Source organism: Streptomyces sp. NPDC054786 (assembly GCF_053611685.1).
Map to the genome: position 1 here is coordinate 120,460 of NZ_JBSHAW010000016.1, position 12,066 is coordinate 132,525.

Consider the following 12,066-nt stretch of genomic DNA (forward strand, 5'->3'; position numbering starts at 1 on the left):
CCACAGCCCATCGAACCGCGCCCCACCGGACCGCGGCCCCCAAAACCACCGCCGCGGAACACAACGACGCCGGCCGCCGCGCCCCGTGGGGGCGAGCGCGACGGCCGGCAGGTGGAGCTGAGGAGGCGAGGTGATTACTCGACGACCTTCAGCAGCTTGTTGGGCGTTCCCTCGCTGGGGTTCGCGATCTTGTCGGTCGTGGCGCCGCCCGTCAGGGCCTTCTCCACGTCCGCCGGCTTGGCGTCCTTGTGACCGGCCAGGTAGACCGCGGCGGCACCGACGACGTGCGGGGTCGCCATGGACGTACCGGAGATGGTCTTGGTGGCGTCGTCGCCGGTGTTCCAGTCCGAGGTGATGTCGGAGCCGGGAGCGTAAAGGTCCACCACGCTGCCGAAGTTGGAGAAGTCGGACTGCTGGTCGTCCTTGGTGCTGGAGGCCACGGTGATGGCCTCCTTCACGCGCGCCGGGGAGCTCTGGCCCGCGTCGGCGGACTCGTTGCCCGCCGCGACACCGAAGGTGACACCGGCGTCGATGGCCTTCTTCACGGCCGCGTCCAGTGCCTCGTCCACTCCGCCGCCGAGCGACATGTTGGCAACCGAGGGGCCCTTGTGGTTCTTGGTGACCCAGTCGATGCCCGCGACGACCTGCTCGGTGCTGCCGGAGCCCTCGCCGTCGAGGACCTTGACCGCCACGACCTTGGCCTTCTTGGCGACACCGTGCTCGGTACCGGCGATGGTGCCCGCGACATGCGTGCCATGACCGTTGTCGTCCTCGGCCTTGTCACTCTTGTCGATGGCGTTGAAGCCGTACGACGCACGGCCGCCGAAGTCCTTGTGGCTGATGTGGATGCCGGTGTCGATGACGTAGGCGGTGACGCCCTCACCCGCGGCGTCGGGGTAGTTGTACTTCTTGTCGCCCTTGGTGTCCGCCTGGTCGATGCGGTCCAGGCCCCACGACGGCGGGTTGGCCTGGCTGCCGCTGATGTGGAACTTCTTGTTCTGCACGACCTTGTCGACGGACGGGTCGGCGGCGAGGTGCTTGGCCTCTTCCGCACTCAGACCGGTCGCCGAGAAGCCGTCGATGGCGGAGGAGTACTGCCGCTTGACCTTGCCGCCGTACTTGGCGGCCAGGTCGCCGCTCTCGGCGGTACGCACCGAGTTCTTCAGCATGACGATGTAGCTGCCGTTCACGGCGCCCTTGGCCTCGGCTCCGTAAATCTTGCCTTCGGCCGAGGTCGACGCACCCGCGGTGACCGCGGTGACGGTGGCGATGCCAGTGGCGGCGACCGCGGCGGCTATCGCCGTGACGAGCCGCTTCTTGCTGGAACGCTTGTGAGCCATTGCGAGGGTTCTCCTCGTTCGTGGTGTGGGGGGAAAGCGTTGCGCAATAGCCCGAAGAGACCGGAAGATCTCCGTCGGACTGGTTCGAAACCCTGTCTGATTGATGAGTTCAATTCAAGGTCCGCCGGAGCGTGTGAGATAGACAACAAGCCCACTGAAATGGGAAATGTTTCAGAAGCGGTCAAAAGGGCCGATGAGTTGAACCGGAGAGGCTCAACTCCGTTTACACAGACGCAATAGAGGGTGACGGCAGGATGGCCGGCGCATCAGTCCGACCGGAGCGCCGCGGCCGGACGGAGGGCCTGCCACGAGGGGCACGTCGCACCCATTACGGCTTGTTCCAGGGCCAGTTGGTGGGGCGCTACGCACTCGTCGAGGCCTGCCGCGCCGCCGGCTGTCGGGGCTCGACGGCCTGCTCGTGCCGTAGCCGAGCCGGTTGGTGTGTGCCGGCGCCCTCAGCGCTGATAGCGGGCCAGGACCAGATTGCCGTCCCTGACGAGCCGCCTGCGCAAGGTGTCCAGGTCGATTGCGCCGCTGTAGTACTCCTGCAGACCGGGGGTGGCGATCTTGTCCTTCCACTCCGGATAGCCGCGGACGGACTGGGCCGGGGCGGAGCGGAGGGAGCTCGCCAGCGCGGTGCCCGTTGCCCAGTCGTACCGGGCGACCCGGAGTGCCGGATCCTTGAGTGCCTCCTGTCCCGTCGGCAACAGCCAGTCACCCAGGGCGAGCCGGACCATGTTCGGCGGGCGGAGGAGGAAGTCGATGAAGGCCATCGCCGCTTCCTTGTGCGGGCAGTCCTCGGCGATCGACAGGGTCTGCGGGCTGACCCCCTGGTCGAGGGCGGTGCCCTTGGGAGCGGGCAGCACCGTCCAGTCGAAACCCTTGGGTGCCTGCTGGACGATCTGCTGTCGGTAGGAGAAGCCGAGCGGCACCATCGCATAGCGCCCGGCGAAAAAGCCCGGGAGGGTGTCGGAGCCGCCCATGCCCAGGGTCGTACGGGAAGCGCTGCGGTCGACGTTCACCTGGTCGTGGATGGCACGCGGCACCACTTGGTCGACGGCGTCGAAGCGGACCTCCACCTTGCCGTCGGGGCGGCGGTGGAACATCCGGCCGCCCGTGGACAGGGCGAGATTGAGGGTGGCCGAGACCGGTTCCTTCAGCGGCCAGGCCACGCCGTGGTCGGTGCCGCGGGTCAGCCGCTGCGCCACCTCCCCGAACTCCTCCCAGGTCCAGGGGTGTTCGGGGGTGGGGATGCGCACCCCGGCCCGGCGCAGCTTCGCGCGGTTCGCGATCAGCACCCGCGGCTCCTGGAGGAACGGGACGCCATGGACCCGGCCGTCGAACGTGGCGGTCTCCCAGCTCTGCTGCGGGATGTCGCGCCGGAGGCGCGGCGGCAGGAGGGAGGTGAGGTCGGCGAGGTCCCCGCCGTAGGCGAAGTCCGCGAGGTCGTCCGAGGCGTCGTGGACGATGTCCGGCGCCTCGCCGCCCTCGAAGGAGGTCAGGAGCTGGTCGTGGACGGTGGACCAGGCACCCTGGACGTACTGCACCTGGACATCGGGGTGCTGTCTGTTCCATTCGGCGACCAGCTGTTTGTTGGCCTTGAGGGAGTCCTGCTGCCAGGCCAGCGACTGGAAGCGCAGGGTGATCCGGCCGCCGGACGCGCGCCCTCGCCGGTCGTCGGAACAGCCCGGCAGCAGGGCCGCGGCGGGCAGTGCGGCGGTGGCCGCGAGCAGGCCCCGCCGGGTGAAACGGGCCGGGTGCGTGGGGGTGTGGTGATCGTGGCGCATCAGCTCTTCACCGCCCCGGCGAGCATCCCGCCCGTGATCCGCCGCTGGATGACGGCGAAGAGGAGCAGGCTCGGGAGGGTGGCGAGGAGTGCGGCGGCGGCGAGCGGGCCGAGGTCGGCGACGCCCTCCGTCCCGAGGAAGTGGGTCAGCACGACGGGCAGCGTCTGCTTCCCGGGGGACTTGAGCAGGACCAGGGCGAAGAAGAACTCGTTCCAGGCGGTGATGAAGGCGAACAGCGCGGTGGCGACGATGCCCGGCGCGAGCAGCGGTGCGGTGACCGAGACGAGCGTACGGACCCGCCCGGCGCCGTCCACGGCCGCCGCCTCCTCCAACTCGGGTGGTACGGCCCGGACGTAGCCGGTCAGCATCCACAGGGCGAACGGCAGCGACCAGACCACATAGACCATGATCAAACCGATCCGGGAGTCCACCAGATGGAGCCCCTTCAGGATCAGGAACAGCGGGATGATCACCAGTACCAGGGGGAAAGCCTGACTGATCACGACCCAGCCGGTGGCCGCCCGCGAGAAACGGTTGCGGTAGCGGGCCAGGACATACGCCATCGGGGTCGCCAGCACGATCGCGATCAGCGCGGAGACCGCCGCGGCCAGCAGGCTGTTGCCCGCCGCCGCCAGCAGTGGCTGCTGGGCGAAGGCCTGCCGGAAGTTCTCCAGGGTGGGCGCCTCGGGTATCCACGTGGGGTGAATGCTGCCGAGTTCACGTGGTGGCTTGAAGGCGGTGGAGATCAGCCAGAGGAAGGGGAGGGCGAGGAAGGCGAGATAGGCGAGGAGCCCGGCGTACTGGCCGGTGCGGGTGGCGGTGCGCCGGACGGTGACGGCGTTCCCCGCCCCCCGCCGCGAGGCGCTCCTGCGCCTCGCCGGGCTGCCGAGGTCATGCGTACGGCTGCCGTTCCTGCCGCTGCTGCGTTCCGTGTCCTCGGGTTTCCTGCCGCGGAGCTTTCCGTCCCCGGTCTTCCTGCCGTGGTCATTCGTGCCGCTCACCGGTCGTCGTCCCCCTTCAGCCGGCCCGCCAGGTAGACGGCCAGCAGGACCGAGATCACCGCGACCATCGCCAGGCCCATCGTGGCGGCGTAGCCGAACTGCCCGTAGCGGAAGGCCTCTTCGTACGCGAAGAGCATCGGCAGCCGGGTCCGGCCGCCGGGTCCGCCGTCGGTCAGCACGAAGACCAGGGCGAAGGAGTTGAAGTTCCAGATGAAGTTGAGCGCGGTGACGGAGAGCGCGATGGGCCTGAGGGCGGGCCAGGTGACGGTACGGAAGCGGCGCCAGGCGCCCGCGCCGTCCATGGCCGCGGCCTCGTGCAGTTCGCGTGGCACATGCTGCAGGCCGGCCAGAAGGGTCACGGTGGTCTGCGGCATCCCGGCCCAGATGCCGACGACGATGACCGCGGGCAGGGCGGTGGCCAGGCCGCTCAGCCAGTCCCGGCCATCGCCGGCTCCGGACAGGCCGAGGCCGCGCAGCGTCTCGTTCAGGATGCCGGCGTCCGGGTGGTAGACCAGCCGCCACATGATGCCGACGACGATCTCCGGCATCGCCCACGGAATGATCGCCAGCGCCCGTGCCAGCCAGCGCAGCCGCAGGGGGAGATGGAGCAGCAGGGCAAGACCGAGGGCGAGGAAGAACTGCGGGACGGTGACCCCGAACGCCCAGACCAGGCCGATCCGGAAGGAGTCCCAGAACAGGGAGTCCTGGAACAGATCGGAGAAGTTCAGCAGCCCCACGAAGCGGGTGGCCTGGGTCCGGCCCGACTGGGCGTCGGTGAACGCCAGTCCGATGCCGTAGAGCAGCGGCCCCACGCTCAGTACCAGGATCGGGATGAGCGCAGGCAGCACGAGGAACCAGGCGCCGTGATCACGCCGGGTTCGGGCGGCACGGTCAGCGGCCGCTGCGTTTGACCGCTGTGGCGCAGTCGCCGGCGTCACGGCAGGGACTCCTCAGGGCACGGCTCGGTCGGTCTTCCGCCGTGAACCCCCGCCGTCGGCACTGCTGCCATCGCTGCCCCTCTCCCCCGTCGGCCGCTCCCGGCCGCCGTCATCGTCGTGACGGCGGCCACATCCGTCAAGGTCCTGGCCGGATTCCCCGGAGGATCTCCCCACCTGGGAGGTCTCCCGGGGGGCTCCGACGGACCTGCGACACTGGTCGCGTTCACGCACCGCAGGAGGCATTCCGATGACCGAACCGAGCCCCGCCGCCTTCACGGAAGCGCGCGCCCGGGACGTACTGGCCGCGGCCGGACGCCCCGATGCGGCAGCCGACGCCGCGTTGCTCTCGCTCGGCGAGAACGCCGTCTTCGCCCTCGGCGACAACGGGCCGGTCGTACGGGTGGGCCGCAGCGCCGAACTCCTGGAGCGGGCCGAGCGGGAACTGGGGGTGGCGCGGTGGCTGGCGGCCGAGGGGGTGCCGGCCGTACGGGCCGCGGAGCCCGTGGCCACCTTGGTCGACGGACACCCCGTCACGTACTGGCAGCGGCTGCCGGAGGCCGTCCGCCCCGCCGGGCCGGACGATCTCGCCGCCCTGCTGAAGCTGGTCCATGCCCTGCCGGAGCCGCCGTTCGCGCTGCCCCGGCGCGAACTGCTCGGTGGCGTCGAGCGCTGGCTGCGGCTGGCCGGCGACGCCGTGTCGGCGCCGGACGCGGAGTATCTGCGGGGGCGGCGGGATGCGTTCGCGGCGGCCGCCACCGCCCTGGAGCCGCATCTGCCCCGCGGCCCCATCCATGGCGACGCGCTGACCCGCAACGTTCATGTCGGGCCCGACGGACCGGTGCTGGTCGACCTGGAAACCTTCTCCTCCGATCTGCGGGAACACGACCTGGTCGTGATGGCATTGAGCCGGGACCGCTACGGCCTGTCCCCGGACGCGTACGACACCTTTGTGTCCGTATACGGATGGGACGTACGGGACTGGGAGGGCTGCGCCGTATTGCGCGGGTCCCGGGAGACGGCGAGCTGCGCCTGGGTGTCCCAGCACGCGCCCGGAAACCCGGCGGCACTCAAGGAGTTCCGGCGCCGGATCGCCTCACTGCGCGACAAGGACGCGACGGTGCGGTGGTACCCCTTCTGAGCGGGGCGGCCGGAGCCCGGGGCCGGGCCTGCTGAGCGGGGAGACAGGACCCTGTTGTGCCGGGAGGGCCCTGTTGTGGCGGGAGTTCGCGGGGTCCGGCACGCCGCACGGCCTTGCCGGTGCGCTACCGCTCCGGCTCAGGCCTTGGCCTGGTACGGGATCAGGGGCCAGGCCTGCTCGACTATCGCCTGTGGGTCGCCGGATCGCCGCAAATACGCCTGGAACGAGGCGGCCTGTTCGGCGGCCACCTGCTCCTGGAGGGCGTGCAGCGCACGGGGCGACGGGATGGCGACGGCCGGGTACGTCTCCCCGATGCGCCGGGCGACCCCGGCCGCGGCCGCCGCGTCGGCGCCCGCTTCGTGGGCGCCGTCGAGCCGGACGCCGTAGTGACCGCAGAGCGCCTGCAGCGCGCGCTTCCCCTTGCGGTAGCGGTCCACATGCTTGTCCAGGACGAGGGGGTCGATGACCGGCGCGGGGGCGTGTCCGAGTCGTTCGGTCAGTGTCCGCAGGCCGTGGCGCCGGCACTCGCGGTCCAGGAGGGAGAGGTCATAGCGGGCGTTCATCACCACCAGCGGGATGTCCGCGCGCAGGGCATCGGCCAGCGCCTCGGTGATTTCCTCTATCGCGGTCGCCGGCGGTCGGCCATGCTCTTGGACATATACGGTCGAAATGCCATGAATAGCCGCCGCTTCATCAGGAATCGGCACCCCTGGGTCGAGCAGCCAGGTGTGCTGCGCGACCGCGCGGCCGTCCCCCTCCAGCCGGATCAGCGCGGCGGTGACGATGCGGTCCTGCTCGACATCGGTGCCTGTGGTCTCCAGGTCGAAGCTGACCAGCAGCTCCTGATGCCAACTCATGCCGAAACCTCGCTTCGCTCGGCCTCGCACTCGCTCGGCGCGCCCCTCTCCTTGCTTCTCCCCCGGCCCTGGGCCGGGGAGACCCCCACGCTGCGCTCGCTCATGCGGCCTCCTTCAGTGGTACTTCCCCCGTTGCCCGCCCACTCTCGCACGCACCACTGACAATCGACCGGCCACCCGTCACGGGCAGCGCAGCAACCGCTGCCACACCGCGCCCAACGGCAACCCGCCCCTCAGCCGTGCGATCCATGCTCCGGGTCAATACACCTCGGCCCGGTCCGACGGGTCAGGCCCTAGGCTGACCGCCATGGACCTACGGCTGGCAGGACACGGCGCGCTGGTGACGGGCAGCAGTTCGGGGATCGGGGCGACGATCGCCCAGATGCTGGCCGACGAGGGCTGCGAGGTCCTCGTGCACGGGCGCAACGCGGGAGCCGCGGCGGTCGTCGCCGAGCAGGTCGCGGCCCGCGGCGTACGGGCCGAAGTGGTGCTCGGCGATCTGACGGAACCGGGCATCGCCGAACAGGTCGCCCTCACCGCACGCGACTTCGGGGCCCGCATCCTCGTCAACAATGCCGGTCCGTTCGCCGAGCACGACTGGGAGACTTCCCGGCCGGCCGACTGGCGGGCCGCCTTCGAGGGAAACGTGCTGCCGACCGTGCGGGTCAGTCAGACACTGCTGCCGTCGCTGCGTGCGCACGGCTGGGGCCGGGTGATCACCATCGGCAGCCGGGCGGTGCGGACACCGCTGCCCAACATGGTGGCGTACTCCGCGGCCAAGGCCGCCGTGGTGAACATGACCACCAGCCTGGCCCGGCACCTCGCCGGGACCGGGGTCACCGCGAACTGTGTGAGCCCGGGGGTGATCGTCACCCCCTCCATGTCCCGGATGTTCGAGGAGCGTGCGGCGGCGGGCGACGGCACCGGGACGGACCCGGACGGCGGACCGGACGAAGCGGAGATCGTCGCCGGGTATGCGCCGAACCCAAGCGGACGGCTGGGGCGCCCGGAGGACATCGCCGCCGCGGTCGCCTACCTGGCGAGCCCGCTGGCCGATTACGTCAACGGCATCGAGCTGCGGGTCGACGGAGGGATCACGGGGACGCCGTAAGGCGCGCCCGTCTCGTGCCTCCCGGCCCCTTCGCCCCTCTCCCCTTTCCCCCTCCGGCCGGCAACCTCCGGTGCCGCCCGCCGGTGGCGGGGCGGCAGCCGGTCAGGAAACCGGCCGCGAATCCGCCCACATGCTCTCGAATTCCTCCCGGTAGGTCTCGAAGAGGCCGTGGTCGCCGTCGCGGGCGTCCCGAGCGTCCTGGCGGACGACCTCCCGGCCGCCGCCGCGGAGGACGAGGACGGGGGATTCCATGCCACGGCTCTTGCGGAGGTAGGGCTGGACGACGGCCACGCCGTCGGGGCCGTCACCGTCGACGAGGTAGGCGGTGAAGCGCGGGGTCTCGTCGAAGACCTGGATCTCGAAGGCACCGGGGTCGCGCAGCCGGGCGCGCACCCGTCGCATGTGGAGGATGTTCATCTCGATGGAGCGGCTCATCTCGCCCTTCTTCAGGCCGATTTCGCGCTCCCGGCGGCGGACCGCGCTGCTGGCCGGGTTGAGGAAGAGCAGGCGGACGCGGCAGCCGGATACGGCGAGCCGGACCAGGCGGCGGCCCGAGTAGTTCTGGACCAGGAGGTTCAGCCCTATGCCGACGGCGTCGAGCCGGCGGGCGTTGCCGAAGAGGTCCTCGGCGGGGAGCTGGCGCTGCAGCCGCACCCGGTCGGAGTGCACACCGATCACGTCGGCGTAGCGGTCGCCGACGAGGTCCTCCACCGCGTCGATGGGCAGCCGGCCGGAGATACGGGTGCCGACGCCGGAGCCGAGTATGTCCAGGAGGCGGGCGGAGGCGCGCTCGGCCTGGGCGAGGACCGTCTCGGACAGGGCGCGGTTGCGGGAGACGATGTTGCGGGCGACCTCCAGTTCGTCAAGGGCCAGCTCGACATCGCGGCGGTCGTCGAAGTACGGCTCGAAGCAGGGCCAGTGCTGGACCATCAGTTCGCGGAGTTGCGGGAGCGTCAGAAAGCTGACGATGTTGTCGTCGGCGGGGTCGAGGAGGTAGCCCTTGCGGCGGCTGACCTCGCGGACGGCGACCGCGCGCTGGACCCACTCCTGTCCGGCGGGCCCGGCCGCGGCGATGACCCATTCGTCGCCGTGCACCGGCTCGTAGATGGGCCGCAGGACGGCCGAGACGACGGCCCGCAGCCGTTGCTCGACGAGATTCAGCCAGATGTAGGCGCGGCCGGCCCGCCGGGCCCGGGTGCGCACCTCGCTCCAGGCGTCGGCGCCCCAGTCCAGCTCCGCCCCGATCTCCAGCGGTCGCGCCAGGGACACCGCGCCGGGCGGTGCGTCGAGGGAGCCGCCCTCATGGCCCTCATGACTCTCGTCACCAGGGGGCAACTCCAGCCCGCCGCTCACCTGCCACCGCCTTCCCGAACCCCCGTGCCAACGATCAAGGCAGACTACTGCGGTGCGGGAGACGGTGCAGCAGGATGGATCGAGTCGGTTACCAACTCCCCTTATCCATAGTGCCCGTTGTGCCCGGCCAGCGCGGGTGGAGTGAGCGGATTCATAGCGGTGACGTCACGGGGCACCAGCTGGAATCCCTGCCAGTGAACAGGCATGGGCTCCTGGTCCTCGTCCCTGGCGATGTGATGGAACCCGACATTGACCCACGCGATGGGGTGTTTCAGCGGCTGGCCGTTGACCCAGGTGTCGACGCTCTTGCCGGCATGGGCGCCGCAGTTGGCCAGGTTGTTGCTGGCGAACTGCTCGCATTTGTTGTACTCGGTGAAATAGATGTCGTGTGTGGTGTAACTGCGCCCGGTGTACTTGGTGGTGGCGCCCGGGACGATCTCGTACGAGCGCGGGTGGCCGTCCTGGTTCCTGCCGGTGGCGCTCACCACCCGCCACCAGCGCAGCGCGCCGGAGTCCCCGGCCAGCTCCTTGGTGACGGGGGTACGGGTGGTGCGGATGGTGGGGGTGCGGCCACCGGGCCGGACGGTGGTGGCGGAGTCGAACTGCTCGACCTTGTTGGCGGCGGAGCCGTCCAGGCCGAAGTTCAGCCGCCAGAAGACGTTGTGGCTGTGGCTGGTGGCGTAGTCCTTGGCGCCCTTGCCGAGCGGCGCGCCACGGCCGTCGCCGGCGTCGTAGTCGCCGGGTGAAACGGTGCCGGTGGCGCCGGCCTGCAGGGTCATGGTGCCGTCGCCGGAGAACCGCCACTCGCTGATGTACTCGTACCAGCCCACCTTGTTGACGGTGTAGAGCAGCAGGTCCTTGCCCTGGAGCTGGTAGGTCTTGGCGTGCTCGCCGGGGTAGGGGCCCATCCGGTAGGCGTGGCCACGGGCGCGGGTGGTGGCGCACAGGCCGCTGACGTCGGGGTGCGCGGGGTCATAGGCCCCCGGGACCCGGACGGTCTTGATGGTGCCGCCGGGGCATTCGGCGGGGTCGAGCTTCATCAGGCCCTGGGCGAAGCCCTGACCGGTGAGGTCGTCGTATTCGTTCCCTCCGTCGTCGTAAGGGACATGGATCTGGGCGAGCTTGGCGGTGGTGAGCACCTTGATCGGGGCGCGTTCGCCCTTGGGCTGGTAGGAGACGTCGTCCAGGACGAGGCCGGCATTGCCTTCGTAGTGCCAGCACATCCGCCAGACGGTGCCGCCGTCGAGCGTCTGGGTGATGCGGTAGGCGGCGCTGCAGCGGGGGGCAGGGGCGCCGGCGGCCGGAGCCGCGGGGGCTTCGGGCACGGCCTGGGCCGACGGGCCGGTCAGCAGGGCGGTCGCCATGAGCAGCAGGGGGACGGCGGTGCGGACCGCGGCGCGGCGGCGCGGGCGGCGGGTGCCGGCAGGACGTCTTTGGGGCATGTCAGGGGCTCCTGGGAAAGGAGTGGTGGGGGTCGGCGGTACCGGGGCGCGGTCAGCCGAGGCGGGCGACGGTGCGGGCACTGAGGTCGATCACAAAGCGGCGGGTGTCGATCCACCGGCCGTTCTTCACCTTGGTGAAGAGGCGGATGCAGCGGTGCTGCCCGCAGTCACCCAGGGCGCCCGGCGCTTCGCCTTCCGCGCGGCCGCGGTAGACGAAGCCGGTCACGGCGAGCGGATCCGGCCCGGTGAGCTCGCGTCCGGTGGCATCGCGATAGTCCTGGCGCAGCCCGGAGCCCAGCGGGGCGGCGATCAGCAGCCGGGCCGCCTCGACGGCCTCGGCGTGGCTGGGCGGGGGCTGGACGCCGTGCTGGGTGTCCGTCGACTCCACCTTCGAGGTCGTGAGGTTGACGGTCCTGGTGACGTAGCTGTCGCTCTTGTAGTCGTAGAAGGAGACCAGCGCCCGGCGCGGCGGGTCGGCGAGCCCGGTCTCCGAGGGGGCGAGTTCGGCCAGGTCGGTGGTGAGGCGTTCGGGCCCGGGCCGTCCGGTGACATCGGCGGCGGCGCCGCGCCGGGTGCGTGGCAGTGCCAGGTCCTCGGCCCGCCGGAGTTCGTCGTCGGTGAGCGGGTCCCGTCCGCGGCCGCGCTCCCCTTGTGGGCGGGCTGCCTCGACGACGCCGGGCGGCGGTGGTCCCGGGTCGTGTCCCGGTGCGGGCGGGCCGGCCGCGGCGGGCCGGCTCCCGCCGTTCGTTCCGTCCGCGGCGCCGGCGCCGGCGGGCAAGGTGATCGCGGCCATGACGGCGGTGCCGGTCAGCGCGAGGGCGGCGCCCGCGAGGACCTTGCCGAGGTGGCGGTGCATCAGGTGGTGCACGGTTCCCCCCTGTTGTCACGTCCCGTGACACGCATGTCGGATCCCCCCGTCCGTCCTCCAGTAGGACGACCAGTAGGACGATCCGACATCGCGACAGGTTGCCCACCATTGAGCGGAGATCCCGCGAAAAGCCCTCTGTGTGCGAGAAGTTGCGAAAAATTGGGGAAAGATTTCGATCTGTTCCGCAAATGCGTGTCGTGGAGTCGCCGCAGCGCCCGAGAAGAAAGTGGA

General features: G+C 70.7%; 10 protein-coding genes. 2 read left to right on the top strand and 8 right to left on the bottom strand.

From position 1 onward, the window contains the following. Positions 1-134: 134 nt before the first annotated feature. The 4 genes from ACWGI6_RS15895 to ACWGI6_RS15910 all read right to left on the bottom strand — a co-directional run bounded on the left by ACWGI6_RS15895 (position 135) and on the right by ACWGI6_RS15910 (position 5,066). Complete coding sequence (locus ACWGI6_RS15895) at positions 135-1,340, bottom strand: S8 family serine peptidase (protein WP_453268043.1); 1,206 nt, start codon at positions 1,338-1,340, stop codon at positions 135-137. A 455-nt stretch (positions 1,341-1,795) separates the two neighbouring features. After that, positions 1,796-3,127, bottom strand: a complete 1,332-nt coding sequence (locus ACWGI6_RS15900) for an ABC transporter substrate-binding protein (RefSeq protein ID WP_453268044.1) — start codon at positions 3,125-3,127, stop codon at positions 1,796-1,798. Next, positions 3,127-4,128: a carbohydrate ABC transporter permease gene (locus ACWGI6_RS15905; protein ID WP_453268045.1), complete on the bottom strand. Its 1,002-nt coding sequence runs from the start codon at positions 4,126-4,128 to the stop codon at positions 3,127-3,129. The genes ACWGI6_RS15900 and ACWGI6_RS15905 overlap by 1 nt, the downstream gene beginning before the upstream one ends. Next, positions 4,125-5,066 carry a carbohydrate ABC transporter permease gene (locus tag ACWGI6_RS15910; protein WP_453268046.1) on the bottom strand — a complete coding sequence of 314 codons (942 nt, stop codon included), beginning with the start codon at positions 5,064-5,066 and terminating at the stop codon, positions 4,125-4,127. Before ACWGI6_RS15910 ends, ACWGI6_RS15905 begins: the two co-directional genes overlap by 4 nt. Before the next feature lie 247 nt (positions 5,067-5,313). On the opposite strand from ACWGI6_RS15910, the gene ACWGI6_RS15915 reads away from it, so the two are divergent. Further along, positions 5,314-6,204, top strand: a complete 891-nt coding sequence (locus ACWGI6_RS15915; RefSeq protein ID WP_453268047.1) for an aminoglycoside phosphotransferase family protein — start codon at positions 5,314-5,316, stop codon at positions 6,202-6,204. A 137-nt stretch (positions 6,205-6,341) separates the two neighbouring features. On the opposite strand, the gene ACWGI6_RS15920 is transcribed toward ACWGI6_RS15915, so the two are convergent. Continuing rightward, the gene (locus ACWGI6_RS15920) at positions 6,342-7,061 is read right to left on the bottom strand and encodes an exonuclease domain-containing protein (protein WP_453268048.1); all 720 of its coding nucleotides are present in this window, start codon (positions 7,059-7,061) and stop codon (positions 6,342-6,344) included. 307 nt (positions 7,062-7,368) lie between these two features. Here ACWGI6_RS15920 and ACWGI6_RS15925 point away from each other — a divergent pair, with 307 nt between their 5' ends. Further along, entirely contained in the window at positions 7,369-8,172 is an 804-nt protein-coding gene (locus ACWGI6_RS15925; RefSeq protein WP_453268049.1) for an SDR family NAD(P)-dependent oxidoreductase, read from the top strand. A 102-nt stretch (positions 8,173-8,274) separates the two neighbouring features. Here ACWGI6_RS15925 and ACWGI6_RS15930 read toward each other — a convergent pair whose 3' ends face one another. From ACWGI6_RS15930 to ACWGI6_RS15940, 3 genes are all read right to left on the bottom strand, one after another. Further along, positions 8,275-9,525: an SAV2148 family HEPN domain-containing protein gene (locus ACWGI6_RS15930; protein WP_453268050.1), complete on the bottom strand. Its 1,251-nt coding sequence runs from the start codon at positions 9,523-9,525 to the stop codon at positions 8,275-8,277. Between the two features lie 101 nt (positions 9,526-9,626). Beyond that, positions 9,627-10,967, bottom strand: coding sequence for a copper amine oxidase (locus ACWGI6_RS15935; protein ID WP_453268051.1), 1,341 nt, complete (start codon positions 10,965-10,967; stop codon positions 9,627-9,629). 52 nt (positions 10,968-11,019) lie between these two features. Continuing rightward, positions 11,020-11,835: a Tat pathway signal sequence domain protein gene (locus tag ACWGI6_RS15940; protein WP_453268052.1), complete on the bottom strand. Its 816-nt coding sequence runs from the start codon at positions 11,833-11,835 to the stop codon at positions 11,020-11,022. Positions 11,836-12,066 lie beyond the last annotated feature (231 nt).